17 protein-coding genes, 1 tRNA gene and 1 riboswitch are annotated in these 18,853 nt (G+C 51.8%); of the genes, 8 read left to right on the top strand and 10 right to left on the bottom strand.

Annotated features, from left to right (window positions below):
• Window positions 1-121: 121 nt before the first annotated feature.
• Window positions 122-1,432 (bottom strand): OmpP1/FadL family transporter, encoded by a 1,311-nt coding sequence (locus SQ11_RS13975; protein WP_232298018.1) that lies wholly within the window; start codon window positions 1,430-1,432, stop codon window positions 122-124.
• Window positions 1,433-1,847: 415 nt separating this feature from the next.
• Window positions 1,848-1,924, bottom strand: a tRNA-Arg gene (locus tag SQ11_RS13980).
• A 147-nt stretch (window positions 1,925-2,071) separates the two neighbouring features.
• Between SQ11_RS13980 and SQ11_RS13985 the strand changes: the two genes are divergently transcribed.
• Both SQ11_RS13985 and SQ11_RS13990 read left to right on the top strand, forming a co-directional pair.
• Complete coding sequence (locus SQ11_RS13985) at window positions 2,072-2,623, top strand: cytochrome c5 family protein (RefSeq protein WP_041514816.1); 552 nt, start codon at window positions 2,072-2,074, stop codon at window positions 2,621-2,623.
• A 177-nt stretch (window positions 2,624-2,800) separates the two neighbouring features.
• On the top strand, window positions 2,801-3,628 hold the full coding sequence (locus SQ11_RS13990) for a symmetrical bis(5'-nucleosyl)-tetraphosphatase (protein WP_041514817.1): 828 nt from the start codon (window positions 2,801-2,803) through the stop codon (window positions 3,626-3,628).
• On the opposite strand, the gene SQ11_RS13995 is transcribed toward SQ11_RS13990, so the two are convergent.
• The 8 genes from SQ11_RS13995 to gcvT form a co-directional block, all read right to left on the bottom strand.
• Entirely contained in the window at window positions 3,549-4,352 is an 804-nt protein-coding gene (locus SQ11_RS13995) for a 1-acyl-sn-glycerol-3-phosphate acyltransferase (RefSeq protein ID WP_041514818.1), read from the bottom strand. The genes SQ11_RS13990 and SQ11_RS13995 overlap by 80 nt on opposite strands.
• A 103-nt stretch (window positions 4,353-4,455) precedes the next feature.
• Window positions 4,456-4,914: a membrane protein gene (locus tag SQ11_RS14000; protein WP_041514819.1), complete on the bottom strand. Its 459-nt coding sequence runs from the start codon at window positions 4,912-4,914 to the stop codon at window positions 4,456-4,458.
• An 11-nt stretch (window positions 4,915-4,925) separates the two neighbouring features.
• A complete protein-coding gene (locus SQ11_RS14005) occupies window positions 4,926-5,861 on the bottom strand; it encodes a carbohydrate kinase family protein (protein WP_041514820.1) in 936 nt (311 codons plus the stop codon).
• Window positions 5,862-5,918: 57 nt separating this feature from the next.
• Window positions 5,919-7,376, bottom strand: coding sequence for an aminomethyl-transferring glycine dehydrogenase subunit GcvPB (gene gcvPB / locus SQ11_RS14010; RefSeq protein ID WP_269746056.1), 1,458 nt, complete (start codon window positions 7,374-7,376; stop codon window positions 5,919-5,921).
• Between the two features lie 52 nt (window positions 7,377-7,428).
• The gene (gene tpx / locus SQ11_RS14015; protein ID WP_041514822.1) at window positions 7,429-7,923 is read right to left on the bottom strand and encodes a thiol peroxidase; all 495 of its coding nucleotides are present in this window, start codon (window positions 7,921-7,923) and stop codon (window positions 7,429-7,431) included.
• Window positions 7,924-7,933: 10 nt separating this feature from the next.
• Entirely contained in the window at window positions 7,934-9,343 is a 1,410-nt protein-coding gene (gcvPA, locus tag SQ11_RS14020) for an aminomethyl-transferring glycine dehydrogenase subunit GcvPA (protein WP_041514823.1), read from the bottom strand.
• A gap of 104 nt (window positions 9,344-9,447) precedes the next feature.
• On the bottom strand, window positions 9,448-9,837 hold the full coding sequence (gcvH, locus tag SQ11_RS14025; RefSeq protein ID WP_041514824.1) for a glycine cleavage system protein GcvH: 390 nt from the start codon (window positions 9,835-9,837) through the stop codon (window positions 9,448-9,450).
• Between the two features lie 43 nt (window positions 9,838-9,880).
• Window positions 9,881-10,969 (bottom strand): glycine cleavage system aminomethyltransferase GcvT, encoded by a 1,089-nt coding sequence (gcvT, locus tag SQ11_RS14030; RefSeq protein WP_041514844.1) that lies wholly within the window; start codon window positions 10,967-10,969, stop codon window positions 9,881-9,883.
• Window positions 10,970-11,014: 45 nt separating this feature from the next.
• A riboswitch (glycine riboswitch) is annotated at window positions 11,015-11,116 on the bottom strand.
• Between the two features lie 559 nt (window positions 11,117-11,675).
• On the opposite strand from gcvT, the gene SQ11_RS16565 reads away from it, so the two are divergent.
• The 6 genes from SQ11_RS16565 to SQ11_RS14065 all read left to right on the top strand — a co-directional run bounded on the left by SQ11_RS16565 (window position 11,676) and on the right by SQ11_RS14065 (window position 18,555).
• Window positions 11,676-13,238, top strand: coding sequence for an AAA family ATPase (locus SQ11_RS16565; RefSeq protein WP_052494280.1), 1,563 nt, complete (start codon window positions 11,676-11,678; stop codon window positions 13,236-13,238).
• A 483-nt stretch (window positions 13,239-13,721) separates the two neighbouring features.
• On the top strand, window positions 13,722-14,675 hold the full coding sequence (gene gshB / locus SQ11_RS14040; protein WP_041514825.1) for a glutathione synthase: 954 nt from the start codon (window positions 13,722-13,724) through the stop codon (window positions 14,673-14,675).
• A 36-nt stretch (window positions 14,676-14,711) separates the two neighbouring features.
• On the top strand, window positions 14,712-15,113 hold the full coding sequence (locus SQ11_RS14045; protein ID WP_041514826.1) for a PTS sugar transporter subunit IIA: 402 nt from the start codon (window positions 14,712-14,714) through the stop codon (window positions 15,111-15,113).
• Window positions 15,103-15,372, top strand: a complete 270-nt coding sequence (locus SQ11_RS14050) for an HPr family phosphocarrier protein (protein ID WP_041514827.1) — start codon at window positions 15,103-15,105, stop codon at window positions 15,370-15,372. Before SQ11_RS14045 ends, SQ11_RS14050 begins: the two co-directional genes overlap by 11 nt.
• The gene (gene ptsP / locus SQ11_RS14055; RefSeq protein ID WP_041514828.1) at window positions 15,369-17,096 is read left to right on the top strand and encodes a phosphoenolpyruvate--protein phosphotransferase; all 1,728 of its coding nucleotides are present in this window, start codon (window positions 15,369-15,371) and stop codon (window positions 17,094-17,096) included. The genes SQ11_RS14050 and ptsP overlap by 4 nt, the downstream gene beginning before the upstream one ends.
• Window positions 17,097-17,427: 331 nt before the next feature.
• Entirely contained in the window at window positions 17,428-18,555 is a 1,128-nt protein-coding gene (locus tag SQ11_RS14065; RefSeq protein ID WP_041514830.1) for a homoserine O-acetyltransferase, read from the top strand.
• The last annotated feature ends 298 nt before the right edge of the window (window positions 18,556-18,853 follow it).

Genomic DNA, 18,853 nt, shown 5'->3' on the forward strand with positions numbered 1-18,853 from the left:
CCATGAGCGAGATCGTGACACGTTATGAGGTCGATTCTGGTGCGTGATATCAACCATTATTCAGTATAGATTCATTATTGGAATGTTGTTTTTCGAGCTGCCGGTTCATCCTCGCGGTGAATCAGAATCGGTGGTTGAGTTGAACAGAAATAATGTGTACCGAAGTGTCGAAGGAGCCACGGACGATCTGGAGCAATGGATTATTATTCGTTGCCCGATCGATCTCGCTTTTGTCAAAAAAGATATGGGCATATCCCGCATCAATCGATGTCTGTTCGCTGATCTTCTGGTTAAAGCCCACGCTTAACCAGACGCGATCCGAGTCCGGCAGCCGGACGGTTCGATCCGTTGCATTGCGCACCGGCGATTGATCGTAAGCGACTCCTGTTTGTAGTCGAAGGGTATCGCTATATTGGTATTGCACTCCCGCCCCCACGCGATAACTGTCTTTGAAATCCAATGGCTCGTTCGACAGGATAGATCCGGAAGTGCGACTTTTGACCACTAATGCGGGAATACTACTCCAGCCCGTCCATGTTAAATCACCGAGAAGCTGTAACCGGTCATTGACCCTGTGGGACACTGCTATTGATGCAGTATTCGGTAACTCAACAGAGACGGATGCCGGAAGGGTATTGCTGAGCACCCCAAGGTGCCCATCAACTTTTAGGTTCACCGTTGATCGATAAGTCAGACCCACGCGCGTGGACCGGGTCAATTGGAACATGGCGCCAAGGTTATAGCCAAAACCGATATCATCACCGGTCATTTTTGTTCTGGTATCCACCCGTGCAGGTAATAGTGCTGTGACCGGCGACATGCCGCGGAGATCAGCCTCGAATCTCACGACGTTGAAGCCTAAACCGAGCGAGATGGCATCATTCACCCGCCAGGCAATGCTGGGATTGAAATTGATGGCATTTATCTCCGAGAACACACCCTGATACCGGCCGATAAAGGTATTGTTCCACTCAGTGGAGTTGCCAAAGGTTGGCGACACACCCAGCCCGAGGCGCAGCGCCGATGTGACAGGCATAGTCCAATAAACCGCGGGAATTGCGGCCAGACCACCCGCCTGGCCGCCGTTATCACCGAGCGGATATCCCAGTAACGTACTGCTACCCGTATCATTGAATCTCAACGATCGTACCAGTAAGCTCAAGGCCCCAGAAACGTGATGCCGGGCGGTAAGATAGGTCATCCCAGCCGGATTGAAATAGATCGTTGAGGCATCCTGCGCGACTGCCGCCGCCCCGGCATAGGCATAGCCTGTCCCGGCTCCATTCTGGTTTTGTAAGGCAAATCCTGCTGCGACGGCGCTATCAGCAATGGATAGGCTGCCCACCAGCAAAAATAGAAATAATAACCGGACTGATGGATCAGATCTCAACTCAATGGGATACAGATGCGCGCGCGGAGTGAGAAGATTCACGCTTGACTATATGCATAGTATTTCAGGTATCGTATTGAAACAGTGGTTTATTCAAATAGGGAGCGCACGCTTCCTTTAACCCTTTAGCGTCCCATGATGGCGCCATTAGAAACCAAGATTCGGTACCTTGGTAGCTGTATAATTTTACAGGTAGTATCCATCTTTAATTGTTAATACAGATTTATGTGACTGAATTTCCAGATATTTTACTTTTCGGAATTCTTGAAATAGACTTGCCGTGAGTGTTCCCCCAAGGTTCAGGAGACGGTCATCTTGCGGTCATACTGGCGGGTGTTCAATCAACCGAATGGTATTGAAAGGATGAAGTATGCGGTATTTGGGGTGTGGAGAAAGGAAGGCCGGGAATTCGTATTACCGCTCTCCGTCCCTTCCGATCTGATGGAAGCAGATCCAATGGCGCGCCCAACACGATTCGAACGTGTGACCCCCGCCTTCGGAGGGCGGTACTCTATCCAGCTGAGCTATGGGCGCAAATGAAGCGATGTAATCTTTATTGAACAGCCCGATTGGAGGCATAGGATAGCCTTTTTTAAATCCCGCGTCCAACGTAAACGAATCGCGTTTTGCTTCAACACGCATGAATCTATACAATACCCATTTTTTCCTTGGGGAGTTATTGTGAGCGGGACTGAAGATGAAGATGAAGGGCATTCCTCGGCCATCAAGACACCGAAACAATTGATTACGGTCCTTGTGGCCGCCTTCGTGTTTCCAGTCTTGACCATTATGTTGCTGGCACAGCTTGTCACGGGTGATAGGGAGATAAATCAGGATGATCCCATTCATTCGGATGAAGCTGTCGCGAAGCGTTTGAAACCGGTAGGCGGACTGGTACTCGCAAGTGACTCACCGCAGACTGACGAGAACGCCGGCGTAACCAGCCGGATGGAAGCTGCGGCGGCCGCGCCGGTAGCCGCCGCCGATGGCGCAGATAAAATCAAGACCATCTACACGACAAGTTGCGCTGCGTGTCACACAAGCGGCGCGGCGGGTGCTCCCAAGCTCGGCGACAAATCAACATGGGCTCCCCGTATTAAGAGCGGTACGGATACGCTATACAATAGTGCAATCAAGGGCAAAAATGCGATGCCCGCCAAAGGCGGAAATGCCAGCCTGTCCGATGCTGATGTCAAAGCTGTAGTGGATTACATGGTAAGCCAGGCAAAATAATTCCTGGGGCGTGAAAGCAAAAAAAGATAACAGGGCGATAGGAGGGATCCATATCGCCCTTATTTTTTGGCGCGAGTGGTAGTATTAAATAAAAAATGAGGGTCAACCGCCGGATGTAGGATGAATAGAGAAACAGTGAGTCTCCGGCGATTTACGTTTAACGAATTTCTCCAAAGAATGGCCACGTTCGCAATCGGTGATTTGCAAGGGTGTTACAAGGAATTCAGGCAGCTTCTCGACCTGATCGATTTTGACTGCTCAAAAGACCGATTGTGGCTGGTCGGGGATATCGTCAATCGCGGCCCGGATTCATTGTCCGTATTGCGTTTTGTCAGAGGATTGAACGACGCTGTAATCATGGTACTAGGCAACCATGATCTGCATCTGCTCATGGTTGCTGAAGGTTGCGCCAGATTGCATCGCAACGACACGCTACAGGAGATACTCTCTGCACCCGACAGGGACGAGTTGCTCCATTGGTTGCGGCATCAGCGGCTGTTGCATGTGGATGAAAATAATGTCATGGTGCACGCGGGCTTATTGCCGTCATGGAACGTGGGGCAAGCCGTGCAGCTTGCGCAGCTAGTCGAAACCGCGCTGCGCGGCAGAGATTTTCACAAATTATGTTCCCATATGTATGGCAACGAACCCGATCATTGGGATGAGAGCCTTGAGGGTTACGCGCGCCTGCGAGTGATCATCAACGCCATGACGCGGATGCGTGTGTGTACTTCCGGCGGAAAAATGGATTTCGCTCACAAGGGGTTGGTGCGGGACACCCCGGCTGGCTATTTGCCGTGGTTTGAGGTGCCGAATCGCGCCAGCCGCGAAGCCACCATTATTTGCGGCCATTGGTCGGCGCTGGGTTTGCAGATCAGAAGCAATCTGATAGCCCTGGATACAGGTTGCTTATGGGGAGGAAGTCTCACCGCGGTTCGGCTGGAAGATCGAAGGGTCTTCCAGGTGTCTTGTGCGGCAGAGGAAGAAACAAAGCGCTGGCAATAGCATGTTCGGCGTAACGCGCCAGTTCTCGCCGGTTTTTTCCTTTGCTATGGATAGGCTCGGTGAAGATCAGTTCGACGTCAATCCACGGTTCCCGCAATATTTGCCGCAGCGATTCCAGCATCGAGATATTGGCGAACGCCGCCGATTTGCTGATCATTCCTGTGGCATCGGTGTAACGTATCGCAATCGGGCATAATACTGCTGCGACCGTTACCGCCGGTTGCAGTAGCGACGCGTGAAAATGCCGAAGCATGGTACCGTCGCTGGTAGTCCCCTCCGGGAATACCGCAACCCGGTCGCCCATAACCAACGCATTGCCAATGTCTGTGTTAATCCGGGCAGTATCACTGCGCTTAGTACGCTCGATGAATAATGTTCCCGCATTCTGACTCAGCCAGCCGAGTAATGGCCAGCCGCGAATTTCGGATTTGGCCACGAAACGAGCGGGGCACACCGCATTCAGAGAATATACGTCCAGCCAGGAAACATGGTTGGCTGCCAGCATTACCTGCTTCATCTCGGCAGCAGGCACGACACCGCTGTAGCGTAATCGGATGCATAGAATCTTAAGAAGTATCGCGGACCAGTTTCGCGCCATACGCCCTTGCGCTGATTGACTGAGATGCGGATATACCGCAGATTGGGCCAAGCCCGAAATGATATGCAGCAACAAGCGAACGGCACGAAAAAACTGTGTCAACTTGCTCGTAGTGGTGTCTTCCATGCCGTTATTATTGCATTAATAATAACAACTTCTCCAATGAAGACCTCTGGAGGCCTGAAGAGATTTATTCAGAGATATTTTAGTGCTATTACCGATATTTTAATTAGTGCGATACTCGTGAGACTCCCCCGCCGCCGAGAATTCTCACCCGCTCGCCTGGCTTGAATTCCTCATCAGCTGCCTGGGTGATAGACACCATCGAGCCATTGTCCAGTTTGACGGTGATTTCGAGCCCCTTCTGGCTTGTTACACCCTGCTCCAGAGCTTGCCCCAGGAGTCCACCGCCAAGCGCGCCGAGAACCGCTAGAATGGCACCCAGCCTGTCATCGGCTGCGGTGCTGGCCCCGATACCGCCCGCCACGCCTCCCGCGATCGCGCCGATGCCGCTACGCGTACCTTCGATCTTCACCTCCCGGACGCTTTCCACCACGCCAGTGCGTACGCTTTGCTCTTGCCGAGCCTGTCCACGCGAATAATCACTACCCGATAAGCCCGCCGCACAACCGCTTAAAACGGTTGCTGATAAGTATATCAACGTCACCGCGAAAATATTCGTCCGCATATTTCGCCTCTTTATAGAATGCGATTGCCGAAAATTTCAAAATATCGTTGATCAATTTCATTTCGGTTGAAACTGTGGTTCTGCCCGCCACGCTGGGCGATTTTCAGCGCCCCCATGAGCGAGGCAAGCTGTCCGGTGCTCTGCCAATCCATTTCGTTCGCGAGACCGTAAAGTAGCCCCGCGCGGTAAGCATCGCCACAGCCGGTCGGATCGATCAGCCTATCAGGCTTAACGCTCTGAATCACAATTTGTTGACCCTCGGCATAGATCACCGATCCTTCCGCGCCCTTCGTGACTATCAAACCTTTTACGAGTTTTGCCAATGCTTCCAGCGTGCGCCCGGTACGTTCATGCAGTAATTGCCCTTCGTAGTCGTTGACGGCGACGTAATCGGCCTTGTGGATAAAGTCCAGCAGTTCTTCACCATTGAACATGGGCAGTCCTTGCCCGGGATCGAACATGAATGGGATGCCTGCTTCATGAAATTCCCTGGCATGCTGCACCATGCCATCACGTCCATCCGGAGCGATGATACCGAGGTTTACCTCTTTCGCATCGCTGACATGGTTTTCGTGCGCAAAATTCATTGCGCCGGGATGGAATGCGGTGATCTGGTTATCCGCCAGGTCGGTGGTGATGAACGCTTGCGCGGTGAATGTGCCATCCACGTGGCGTATATGAGTCTGTGCCAGCTCCAGATTGCTCAAGCGACTGGCATAGGGGTGATGGTCGTCGCCCACCGTAGCCATGATGAGTGGATTGCCACCCATCATTTGCAAATTGTAGGCAATATTTCCGGCGCAGCCGCCGAATTCCCGGCGCATATCCGGAACCAGAAAAGCGACGTTCAGAATATGAATTTTTTCCGGCAGGATATGGTTTTTGAAATGGTCTTTGAACACCATGATGGTGTCATAGGCCATGGAGCCGCAAATGAGTGTATGCATATGACCGGCGTGTTATATGAGGCTGTCTTTTGGCAGCCGGTTAACTCAGGCTGGCGCTCAAGTCTGTTTCCAGGCTAAGTCCAGTTCCCGCGCAGCTTTTACGTCATCCAGCTTGCGTACCGGCGTATTATAGGGTGCGCCCTTTACCATTTCCGGCTGGGTGTGGGCTTCTTCCAGGATTTCCTTCATGGATACGACAAACGCATCGAGCGTTTCCTTGGATTCGGTTTCGGCAGGCTCAATCAGCAGGCATTCCGGTACCAGTAGCGGAAAATAGGTGGTAGGCGCGTGATAACCCTTGTCCAGCAGCCGTTTGGCTACGTTCATTGCGGTGACGCCGGTTTTTTCCTTCAGGTCTTTTAGCGTGACGATAAACTCATGGCTGGCGCGGCGGGTCGGGTAGGCGATTTCAAAACCCGCTTTGCTCAGTTCCGCCATCAGATAATTGGCATTGAGTGCCGCGAAGTCTGCCACGCGGTGCATACCTTCCGCCCCTAGCAGGCGAACATAGACGTACGCTCGCAGCAGCACACCCGCATTGCCCATATGCGCCGAAAGCCTACCGATGGATTGAGGTATCTCCTTTTCCGTTAGCCAGCGATATACGCCGTTTTCAGAAGCCACCACCGGCACAGGCATGAATGGCAATAAACGTTCGGCAACACCCACAGGCGCTGAACCCGGCCCTCCACCGCCATGGGGTGTTGAGAAAGTCTTATGCAGATTGATGTGAATGACGTCAAAACCCATGTCACCGGGCTTTACCTTGCCAAGTATCGCATTAAGGTTCGCACCGTCGTAATACAGCAATCCCCCCGCCTGGTGAACAATTTTGCTCATCTCGGCCACATTCTTCTCAAACACGCCGAGCGTGGAAGGATTGGTCAGCATCAATCCGGCTGTTTGTGGACCAACGGCCGCTTTAAGCGCGTCCATATCCACGTCACCTTCCTTATCCGTGGCGATCTCCACTACCTTGTAGCCGCACATGACCGCTGTCGCGGGATTGGTGCCATGGGCGGCATCGGGAACGATGATCTCGGTACGAGCCGAGTCTCCACGCGATTCATGATAGGCGCGTATCATCGCTATGCCGATTAATTCACCCTGCGCCCCGGCCATCGGCGTAAGGCTCACGCCCGCCATGCCGGTTACATCTTTCAATATCTCCTGCAATTCATACATGCATGCAAGAAATCCCTGCCCGGTACTTTCCGGCGCCCTTGGATGCCGCGCCAGGAATTGTGGCAACATGGCCAGGGAATTGCACGCACGCGGGTTGTACTTCATCGTACAGGAGCCAAGCGGATAGAATTGCGTATCAATCGAGAAGTTCTTTTGCGACAATCGCGTGTAATGGCGCACCGCATCCATTTCAGACACTTCCGGCAGCAGCAGCGGCACCTTACGTAACAGATTCTGGGGAATGTCATCGATTTTAGCGGCTGCCGCAGGGGATTGCGAATAATTGCGCCGGCCGGGGCGCGCGTGTTCAAATATCAACATTGTTGTAATCCGGGTTTTGCAGTTGGTGTCGTTTATAGGGCGTTTTTACAGTTTGCCGGACTTATTTCAGAGCAGCCAATGCGGCATCATAGTTGGGCTCGTCCTTAATTTCCGGCACCAGTTCAGCATGAATCACGTTGTCGCTTTCATCCAGCACCACCACGGCACGAGCGGTAATGCCAGCCAGTGGACTATCAGTGATGGCAACGCCATAGTTTTTCATGAATTCCGAACCCCGCATGGTAGACAATACCACCACTTTATCCAACCCTTCGGTATCACAGAATCGGCTCATTGCAAAAGGCAAGTCAGCGGCAATTATCAGCACGGCGGTATTTTCCATGTTACTGGCTTTTTCGTTGAACTTGCGGGTAGAAATGGCGCAGACAGGGGTGTCTAGGCTGGGCACAATGTTGAGGACTTTTTTCTTGCCGGCAAAATCGGCCAGGGTGACGTCCTTCAAATCCTTGTTTACCAGCGAGAATGCCGGCGCCTTTTCACCTTTTTTGGGGAAGGTTCCTTCAATTTTGATGGGGTTGCCTGCAAGCGTGACCATGCTATTCTCCTTAAGTTGAGAGTGATTCAATTGAGGACGGTTGAGCGTCGGCTGAAGCTGCGCTTACTTTATCCAGAGCCTGTCCTAGACGCTCCGAGAAATTTTTCAGATCCGCGGGTGTTTTGGTTTCGGTGGCGCATACCAGTATTGCATTGCCGAGCTCCGGGTAATAATCTTTCAAGTTCAGTCCACCTAATATCTGCTGACTTTTTAGTGTCTGCAATATATTGTCAACCGGCCCTGGTAGCGAAACCACTGTTTCGTGAAATAACGATCCATTGAAAATTCTCTTTACCCCTTTCAAAGCTTCCAGTTTTTCCAACAGAGTCAAGGTATTGGTATGGGACTGAGCGGCAATTCGCCGCAACCCTTCCGGACCCGTCAGAGCCATATAAATAGTGGCGGCGGTGACCATCAATCCTTGATTAGTGCAGATGTTGGAAGTCGCCTTCGAGCGCCGGATATGCTGTTCACGCGCCTGCAGCGTAAGAACAAAGCCAGGCTTGCCATCCTGGTCTGTAGTGCGGCCAATGATACGGCCGGGCATTTGACGCACCAGCGCCTGTTTGCAGGCCATGAACCCGAAATAGGGTCCACCGCTCGAAAGCGGAATTCCCAACGGCTGGCCTTCACCCACCGCTACATCCGCTCCTTTTGCTCCCCATTCGCCGGGCGGGTTGAGCAATGCCAGCGCCATGGGATTGACCACGCCGATCGCCAGCGCATTCTTGCTATGCGCCCAATCGGTAAGCGCATCAACTGGTTCAAGTATACCGAAGAAGTTGGGTTGGGGAATGACTAGCGCCGCAAACTCTTCTTTACCAAATGCATCCAGAAACTCGGGCAATGTCTGGCCAGATTCCTTGCAATAAGGGATTTCGACCACCTCGATACCCTGATTTTTGACGATGGCACGTACCACGCTGCGGTAAACAGGGTGCACCGTTGCTGGCATCAGAATACGGCGCGAGGTTTTATGCGAGCGCACCGCCATCAATGCCGCCTCAGCCAGCGCGGAAGCGCCATCGTACATGCTCGCATTGGAAACATCCATTCCGGTCAGGGATGCCATCATGGTCTGATATTCGTAGAGCAGTTGCAGCGTGCCTTGGCTCGCTTCCGCCTGATAGGGGGTGTACGAGGAATAAAACTCGCCACGAGTGGTTATCTGCCACACTGCCGCCGGAATATGGTGCTCATAGGCACCCGCGCCGATGAAACTGAGATAGCGTCCATCCGCTTCGGCCCGTTCCAGCATCAATCGCGAAATTTCCATTTCGCTCAAACCGGAGGGTACTCGTTTCAGGCTGCCGCCCTTCAGGGCAGGGGGAATTTCATCGAACAGGTCATCAATGGTTTTTGCACCGATGCTTGCAAGCATCGCTTGTATATCTTCTTCAGTATGGGGAATGAACGGCATGGTTTGTTCCGCGAATCATCGAGTGTCAAAGGTAAAGAAATGAGAGAAAGTGGCAAGACTGGAAAATGCTATTCCAGCATAATCTGCGAAGATCATGAATTTTATTAATCTTCCTCGCTTTCAAGTATTTTTTGATAGCCCGCGGCATCGAGCAGATTATTCAAGTCCGCGGTATTTACGGGCCTTAGCTTAAAAAGCCATGCTGCGTAAGCATCCTGATTGATTTTTTCTGGCGCCGATTCAAGATCAGGGTTGACCGCAGTGACTTCTCCCGCAATAGGGGCATACACGTCAGCCGCTGCCTTGACCGATTCCACTACAGCGCATTCTTCTCCCTGTTTAAGCTTGCGTCCGGCATCCGGGGTTTCTACGAATACCATATCACCCAATAACTCCTGCGCGTGTTGGGTGATACCGATTGTCACTGTCCCGTCGTCTTCAAGCCTGACCCATTCGTGGGATTTGGTGTATTTCAGATTGCTTGGGATAATCATTTGTTTTGCTCCAGAATTAAAGGATATTGCTCTGCTGTCCAAATTAAATCAAGCTCTTGCCGTTCCGCACGAAAGGATGCTTCACCACTTTCGCTCGCAGCATCTTGTCCCGCACCAATACTTGCACTTCATCTCCCGCGGATACCGTCAATGGTAAGCGCGCCAGCGCGATAGACTGATTAAGCGTCGGAGAAAATCCGCCACTGGTGATCTCGCCGTCGCCTTCGTTATCGTCATGTTGCGTAGCGACTTTCTGGTGGCTGCGTAGCACGCCCCGCTCCAGTAAAATCAAGCCAATCAATTGCTGTTTAACAGGTTTCTCCAGCAGCGCCGATTTACCGATAAAGTCACGGTCACTTTTCAAATCAACTGTCCAACCCAATCCGGATTCCAATGGGCTTGTTGTCTCGTCCATATCCTGGCCGTAAAGATTCATTCCAGCCTCGAGCCGTAAGGTGTCGCGTGCACCGAGCCCCGCTGGCGTCACGCCTGCGTCATGGAGTGCATGCCAGAAATCTGGTGCATCCTGCGAGGGAAGCATGATCTCAAAGCCGTCCTCTCCGGTATAGCCGGTACGGGCAATAAAAAATTTATCATACATTGTTGCCTGGAACAGTTTCAGGTTCTCTGTTTCCGCTTGCGCTCCGGCAATAACCTGCCAAACCTTGGCGCGGGCGTTAGGTCCTTGTACCGCGATCATGGCCAGATCATGCCGGGGGATAATTTCCAGTCCCGGTGCGATTTCATCACGTTGCGCCAGCATCCACGCCAAATCCTTGGCGGCTGTACCCGCATTCACCACCATGCGGAAATGCGATTCCGTCAAAAAATAAATGATCAGATCATCGATGACTCCCCCTTGGGGATTGAGCATGCACGTATAAAGCGCTTTTCCGGGTTGCGTCAGTTTATCCACATTGTTGGCAACCAGCCGCCGCAAAAAACTACGCGCAAGCCCGCCCTTGATATCCACCGCCAACATATGAGATACATCGAACATGCCAGCATCGCTGCGAACCTTGTGATGCTCATCAAGCTGCGAACCATAATGCAGGGGCATGTCCCAGCCACCGAAATCGACCATCTTGGCCTTCATCTCGCGGTGGGTTTGATTAAGAGAGGTTGTTTTCACAGATAGGCGTCCCAAAAATAAAAAAGGCGAAGTCACATCATATGACCTCACCCCTCTGTCCTTTTTACCTGAGAGATTACGGATTGTCTATTCCGCGTGCCCCTTCGGTGGCCGGATATAATGCCAGCACTCTCCAGATTGCCTGTCGCAAGCGGTTCTTAAGGGATCAAGATCGATCTGATCTACGCCTGAGCGATTCCGGGGGGTTGCGCCTTCGGCGGCGACGATGAAACCGGCGCGCTCTTCCGCTTGGATATAAATAGCAGACTCGTACTATACCTCAGCAACGGGGGTCAAGACAAGGTAAATAGCGTGCTAAAAGTACCCCTTCCTCGATAGGAATCAGGAAATTCTGCATTTATAGTAATATCTTATTCAGAGCAATGGAACCCGGAAAAGGATTTTTATGCTGCTCAGAGAAGATGCCGCTCTTTTCCGAACGATAGGCAGAGATATGAGCCGCCGCGACAGACAGCAAGTGAACAGAATAGCACCAGACATCTTGCATGGCGATGTAGAGCCCGGCTAAGACCGCCTGCGAACTTACCGGCAGATTTCTGAACTCAAGAGGTATCGGTCCTAATTCGATGGTTGGCCGCTCATTTTTTACTTAATTCTTAGCCTGGGCTATGACAAATAAACACTATGCGGATTATTTGACTTTTGCCTGTGTGGTGAGTCCTCTACAACTGCCGGATTAGGAATAATGTATTTTGGCCACTTAGGGCTTTCTGAACAGCCATTCGCCCACACAGCAACCAGCGATTCTTTTTACGAGGGGGGAGGTCGAGGCGCGACCCTGGACGCGCTCATCTATGTGCTTACACATGGTGAAGGGATCGAAGGCATTATCAAGCTCACTGGAGAATCGGGTAGTGGAAAAACTGCCTTATGCCAGGTACTGATGAAACGGTTACCCGCCGGAATGAAAACTTTTTATCTGGACAGACAGAATATGTCACGAGATGAACTTTTTCATTCAGTTGCCCGCGAGCTGAAGTTTGAGTTGGCCGAAAGCGCGATGATTGAAGCACGCACTATCGTCGCGATGTGTGATCTGCAAAATGCGCTGATCGAAAAATATGCTGATGGCAAACAGGTGGTGTTATTGGTGGATGAAGCCCACACCTTGCCGGTGGAGACACTGGAGGCCCTGCGATTGCTCTACGAACTTGAATCGTCCCATCACAAGCTGTTGCAAATTATTCTGTTTGGCCGGCCTGAGCTGGAGCATACGCTCGCTTTGCCGCCCATGCGCCAGCTGAAGGATCGCATCACGCATCATTTAGTAATGCAACCATTCAACGATAAGGCGGTGAGCGACTATCTCATGTTCCGTATGCGCGCCGCTGGATATCGCGGTCCGGATATTTTTAATTCCGAAGCGGTAAGATTGATCACCATGGCCTCCGGCGGGCTCATTCACCAAATAAACCTGCTTGCCGATAAATCCCTGCTGGCGGCGTATGCAGCCCATGATCGCGACATAGACGCCCATCATGTCAGAACGGCCATTAACGACTTAGGGATCAAGCGTCACCATCCGCCAAATCGCCGTATAGCGAGTGTGGGTGCCATGTTTGCAGTCGTAGGATTGGGCGTGCTGGGCTGGCAAGCTCTGGACTTTACGCCAACCAACGTGACCCCCACTGCTGCCTCAGTATCCATTGAAGCGGCAACTTCAGCGCCATTCTCGGCCCCCATATCCCCCCCGGCGGTTGTACCGACTGCTCCGAGCGTTTCTTCTGCGGCATCAGCGCCCGCTTCCAGATCCGCCGTTCCACCCGTCCTTCCAGAGTTGCCCCCATCGACAGCATCTGTGCCCCCGAAATCATCTGTGCCGCCAGAACCACCGGCGAAGGGAACGGTTGCGTCCACCCAGGATGGATTAACGGCCACTCCCCCCGCGGCCGCCAAGCTGGATTTTGGTGGGATCAAGTTGGCCGGTCACAAGCTGTTAGAACAGCGAATCACGGCAACCAAGGACATGATGGCGACTATGGATAAAAATTACTACAGTATTCAGTTATTTGAGACTCAAAATGTTCAACCCGACCGGATGGAGCGTTTCTTGACTCGTGCTCAGAGTTTAGTCAATTTATCCGATCTTTATATACATCTGGTAACGAATAACGGCCAAGCCAAATTCAGGGTCACGTACGGAATTTATTCTAGTCGCGACCGAGCCAGCGTAGCGGAGACTGAACTCCCCCAAAAATACAGAACCGATTTTCAAACGGAGCTATATACGATGAATGAATTACGCTAATCGTGGTTACCACACGATTTTCAATATTCACGGGTTACGCCAACACGTGATGCTACAATGTAAATTACTAGTAAATATCATCTTTATGCAGATCCGTGCCTGAGCTTGCCGCCGTTCTGAATGACCCGATCTTAAATTTGGAAAGATACGGCATGTTGCTGATTCCGGAAAGTAACCCGTGCTTAACGAGCACACGTCGCCCGGTGCCGTACGAAATAGCCCATCAAATGCGGAGATTTAGCTGTGTTTGCAATATGCCTGAATCCTGCTCATTTGTCGGTCTAGCATTATGATTCGTAGGGAATCTAAGTGCCATTTGATTCTCACCTTTTGGGTGAGTCCGCGACGGGACGGCTTAGACGGTTTTGCGGCACATGGCTCGTTGTTCGCGCCTTGGAATGGGGCACCGCAGCGTCGTTGCGCCTTGCCTTGTACCCTGGAAACCCGGCATTTTACCCCTCCCAGCCACCGGACTTGGCATAAATGAAACTCGCCTTCGTTCTCGATCAGCTGGACTCCATCAAAACTTATAAGGATTCGAGTTTTGCCATGATGCGTGAAGCCGCCGCGCGCGGTCATCAGCTGTTCACCATGCAACAGGGTGATCTGGTGTGGAAGCGCGGCGAGACGGTCGGATTTGTACGTGAGCTTGAATTAGCAGGCATGGAGGGGACAAATGGACATCGCTGGTATCGCAGCGGAGAAACTGAAGAGACAGCACTTCAAGCATTTGACGCGATCCTGATGCGCAAGGACCCTCCATTCGATATGGAGTATGTCTACAGTACCTATTTACTGGAACTGGCGGAAAGCCAGGGTGCTCGTGTCATTAATAGTCCGCGGGCGGTGCGGGATCATAATGAAAAGCTTGCCATAGCGAAGTTTCCGCAATTTACCGCTCCGACTTTGGTGACAAGACAGGAATATCTGATTCGCCATTTTCTGGCTGAACACGGCGACATCGTACTGAAACCGCTCGACGGTATGGGCGGGGCCAGCGTATTTCGCATTCATAGTGCTGATCACAATATCAGCGTGATTCTGGAAACGCTCACGCATTACGGTACGCGTACGATCATGGCGCAGCGCTATATTCCCGAAATCATACAAGGTGATAAACGTATTCTGCTGATAGCCGGCGAACCCGTGCCTTACGCGCTTGCACGTATTCCCAAGGCAGGTGAATCGCGCGGCAATCTTAATGTGGGCGGCACAGGGGTGGCGCAACCGCTCACCCGGCGTGACCATGAAATCGCTGAAGCGCTGGGACCCTCATTATATGATAAGGGATTATTGCTGGTAGGATTGGATGTGATCGGGAATTATCTTACTGAAATTAATGTTACGAGCCCAACTTGCATGCGGGAAATAGCCGATCAAACCGGTTTTAATGTCGCTGGAATGATGATGGATGCACTTGAAAAGATGCTTGATTAATGTATTTGTTTTGATTATGGAGTGGCAGGACCGAATATGATCGGAATTCTAATTATTGCCCATGGCAATCTGGGTGACAGCCTTATCCATTGTGCCAACCATGTCATGGGAGAAAAGTCGCAGCACCTGAGGCAGCTGAGTATTACCAATAGGGATGACCCGGACGTTGTTGTGCCCAAAGCGCTGGAATTGATTCGGCAGGTCGATTGTGGTGCCGGTGTGCTTGTATTGAGTGACATCTGTGGGGCAACGCCCTGCAATATCGCTACCCGATTGGTTAACCCCGGCAACGTGGAGTGTCTTGCCGGAGTCAATCTGCCCATGTTGGTGCGCGCGCTCACTTATCGCAATGAATCGCTTGCAGTCGTTGCGGATAAGGCGTTGACGGGTGGAAGGGAAGGTGTCATGCGCATTGCGGGGCTGAACAGTGCAATATAGGGAGATAGAAATCATAAATAAACTGGGACTGCATGCGCGTGCTTCCGCCAGGTTAACCCAGTTGGCCAGCAAATTTAAGAGCGAGGTGTGGTTATCGCGGAATGACCGCAGAGTAAATGCGAAAAGCATTATGGGGGTGATGATGCTGGCCGCGAGCAAGGGAGTCGTTTTGGGTATCGAGACAACCGGTGCGGACGAAGCCGAAGCCATGGAGGCGCTGGTAAACCTTATCGAAGATTATTTTGGGGAGAGTGAATGAGCTTCGCTTTGCATGGTGTAGGCGTTTCCGGCGGTATTGCCATAGGGCACGCCTATCTTGCTTCCCATGCCGCGCTAGAGGTGGCGCACCATATCGTGCCGGAGGACCAGGTCAACAATGAAATATCTCGACTCGATACCGCCTTTACAGCGGTTCGTGAGGAACTTGAGGCGCTGCATACTTCCGTTGTCAATGGTCCCGCGGCTGCGGAATATGGGGCATTCCTTGATTTGCACCGGATGATTCTGGACGATCCCACACTTTCCACCGCCGCTAAAACTTATATTTCCCAGAATCAGTGCAATGCTGAATGGGCGGTTACGCAACAGATGGATGTACTGATGGCGCAGTTTGAAGAGATTGAAGATCCTTATCTGCGCGAACGCAAAACCGATGTGATTCAGGTTGTGGAACGAGTACTGAAAGTCCTGCTGGGGCATCCAGGGTATGTGCCTACCTCGCTAAAGCGGGATGGCGATGCCATTCTGGTGGCCCATGATTTAAGTCCCGCCGATGTCATTCAATACAAGCAGCACCGGTTTAGCGCGTTTCTTACCGATCTGGGCGGTTTGACTTCCCACACCGCCATCGTCGCGCGCAGTCTCAACATTCCTTCTATCGTGGCATTGCATCAAGCTCGCCGCCTGATTCGCGATAATGACATTCTAATTGTGGACGGCAATCAGGGCGTCGTAATTGTTGATCCCGACAAGCAAGTGCTATCGGAATACCGATTGCGCCAAAGCCAATTCGAGTTGGAAAAGCAGAAGCTGAAGCGCCTCAAAACAATTGCCGCTACCACGCTCGATGGCACTACGGTGGAGTTGCATGCCAATATCGAACTACCTCAGGATATGGAACAGGTCAAAGAGAGTGGTGCCACCGGCATCGGCTTGTTTCGCAGTGAATTTTTATTTCTCAATCGTGACACCTTGCCTGACGAGGAAGAGCAATTCGAAGCTTATCGCAGCGTGGCGCGAAAAATGCGAGGCCTGCCGGTGACGATTCGCACATTCGACCTGGGCGCCGATAAGAATCTTGATAGCGCCAAGCGCGTAGCAGCCAATCCGGCACTCGGGTTGCGTGCCATCCGTTTGTGCCTCGCCGAACCGCAATTGTTCAATACTCAGTTGCGAGCCATTTTACGCGCTTCGCGTTTTGGTCAGATTCGTATATTGGTGCCGATGCTTTCCAGTGTTACCGAAATTACGCAGACACTGCACCTGATCGAGAATGCCAAGCAAAGTTTGCGTCATGAAAGGGTTCCATTCGACGAAAAAATTCAGATTGGCGGTATGATTGAGGTCCCCGCCGCCGCATTGTGTCTCGATATTTTTATGCGCAAGCTGGATTTTCTGTCCATTGGCACCAATGATCTGATTCAGTATACCTTGGCCATAGACCGTGCTGATGATTCGGTGGCGCACCTCTACGATTCGTTGCACCCGGCAGTGTTGCGGCTGGTTGCGCATATCATTCGCAGCGCCAATCGAACCGGAGTGCCTGTGGCGGTCTGCGGCGAACTGGCGGGGGATATATTGTTTACCCGGTTGCTGCTGGGCTTCGGGTTACGGCTTTTCTCCATGCATCCGGCACAACTATTGACTGTGAAAAGAGAAGTGTTGAGGAGTAGTTTGTCGGATATCATCCCGCTTGCGCAGAAGATGCTCAAGGCCGATGATCCAGCAAAAATTCAGGCATTATTGACGAAGCTGAATAGTTGATTGATAGCCATTCGAGACAATAGGGCCGTGTGAACTTGTTCGCCAACTTGTTCTCCAATTGAGTGCCAAACGAGAGCGGAAGAAAATACGGCGCGGCATGATACTTGGATAAGTGGATATTTTTTCAGCAACGGAGTATACGGGTGGAAGCGGAGCAAGTACTTTGCCCAAATTGACTTATGCGCAAGGATTGTTAACGGTGGATTTGACTAAAATGGTAGGTTATGGACTGCAAGAATGCCAGCCGCGGATGCGGCTGGCATTCTTGCGAAGCCCGGTTTATTTTGGCGTGCTGCCAAGCGTAGCGTTTTTTTCATGAACGACCTTTCTGATGCAAGATTCCAGTTCGATTGACATCGTCGCGCCGCAAAGCGCACGCTTCGACGCGCCGCTGTATTTAAAGAGCGGTGCTGTGCTTGAAGGCTACGAGTTGGTATATGAAACCTATGGCGACCTCAACGCGGCCAAATCCAATGCCGTGCTGGTGTGTCATGCGCTTTCCGGCAATCATCATTTGGCAGGCTGTTACGCGGACAGTCCCAAGAGTGCAGGCTGGTGGAACAACATGATTGGTCCTGGCAAGTCTATCGATACACGCAAATTTTTTGTGATAGGCGTAAATAACCTTGGTGGTTGCCATGGCTCCACCGGGCCGGCCAGCATTAATCCAAAGACCGGCAAATGCTATGGTCCGGCTTTTCCGGTAGTGACCGTGGAGGACTGGGTGCAAACCCAAGTAAGGTTGGCAGATCTTCTTGGTATCGACCAATTCGCCGCAGTCGCGGGCGGCAGTCTTGGCGGGATGCAGGCATTGCAATGGACGCTCGATTTTCCGGAAAGGGTGCGCCATGCGCTGGTTATTGCCGCTGCCGCCAAATTGACTGCGCAGAATATTGCATTCAACGACGTGGCGCGCCAAGCCATCATCACCGATCCGGATTTCCATGGTGGAGATTATTATTTGCATAGCGTGGTGCCGAGGCGCGGTTTAAGGCTCGCTCGCATGCTGGGACACATTACCTATTTATCGGATGATGCAATGGCTGCAAAATTCGGACGGGAACTGCGTAACGGAGCGCTTGCATTCGGTTTCGACGTGGAGTTCGAGATTGAGTCGTATCTGCGCTACCAGGGCGATAAATTCGCCGACCAGTTCGATGCTAATACCTATTTGCTGATGACCAAGGCACTGGACTATTTTGACCCCGCATACCTGCACAATAATGATTTGAGCGCGGCATTCCGTGCCGCCAGGGCGAAATTCCTGGTGCTGTCATTCACGACGGACTGGCGTTTTTCGCCTGAGCGCTCGCGCGCCATTGTCAGGGCATTACTGGATAATGAGCTCGACGTGAGTTATGCGGAAATCACTTCCAGTCATGGCCACGACTCTTTCCTGATGGAAGACCGCCACTATCACAGGCTGATGCGGGCCTATATGGACAACATTGTCATATAGCGAAGATAGTTGTCATGGATGCCCTTGAGATTCTACAAACCGCACCTTCGAGGGATGGCCCAGCCAATTCACCGCAATGGTGGATGAGCAGATGAGCCCGATTTTACTTAATGACTTGCTTCTGATGTATTGAATCAGGATTAATGTATCTTCTATTATCGATAAAATACGTTATTAGATAGTGTTCTAAACACTAGAACCGCAGTGTGGAAAAACTATTCTCATAACCTTGCGTGAATTTGATGGACGCTTCTATTCTGCACAGTTGAAATATTCGAATGACGGAGGCGCATCCTGG

It is taken from the genome of Nitrosospira sp. NpAV, from assembly GCF_000832065.1.
Taxonomy (GTDB): domain Bacteria; phylum Pseudomonadota; class Gammaproteobacteria; order Burkholderiales; family Nitrosomonadaceae; genus Nitrosospira.

Excerpts from the sequence above, each read along its gene's own strand:
- SQ11_RS13990 (WP_041514817.1), top strand. The coding sequence starts at position 2,801 with ATGGCCACGTTCGCAATCGGTGATTTGCAAGGGTGTTACAAGGAATTC.
- SQ11_RS13995 (WP_041514818.1), bottom strand. The coding sequence starts at position 4,352 with ATGGAAGACACCACTACGAGCAAGTTGACACAGTTTTTTCGTGCCGTT.
- SQ11_RS14000 (WP_041514819.1), bottom strand. The coding sequence starts at position 4,914 with ATGCGGACGAATATTTTCGCGGTGACGTTGATATACTTATCAGCAACC.
- SQ11_RS14005 (WP_041514820.1), bottom strand. The coding sequence starts at position 5,861 with ATGCATACACTCATTTGCGGCTCCATGGCCTATGACACCATCATGGTG.
- tpx (WP_041514822.1), bottom strand. The coding sequence starts at position 7,923 with ATGGTCACGCTTGCAGGCAACCCCATCAAAATTGAAGGAACCTTCCCC.
- gcvPA (WP_041514823.1), bottom strand. The coding sequence starts at position 9,343 with ATGCCGTTCATTCCCCATACTGAAGAAGATATACAAGCGATGCTTGCA.
- gcvH (WP_041514824.1), bottom strand. The coding sequence starts at position 9,837 with ATGATTATCCCAAGCAATCTGAAATACACCAAATCCCACGAATGGGTC.
- SQ11_RS16565 (WP_052494280.1), top strand. The coding sequence starts at position 11,676 with ATGTATTTTGGCCACTTAGGGCTTTCTGAACAGCCATTCGCCCACACA.
- gshB (WP_041514825.1), top strand. The coding sequence starts at position 13,722 with ATGAAACTCGCCTTCGTTCTCGATCAGCTGGACTCCATCAAAACTTAT.
- SQ11_RS14045 (WP_041514826.1), top strand. The coding sequence starts at position 14,712 with ATGATCGGAATTCTAATTATTGCCCATGGCAATCTGGGTGACAGCCTT.
- ptsP (WP_041514828.1), top strand. The coding sequence starts at position 15,369 with ATGAGCTTCGCTTTGCATGGTGTAGGCGTTTCCGGCGGTATTGCCATA.
- SQ11_RS14065 (WP_041514830.1), top strand. The coding sequence starts at position 17,428 with ATGCAAGATTCCAGTTCGATTGACATCGTCGCGCCGCAAAGCGCACGC.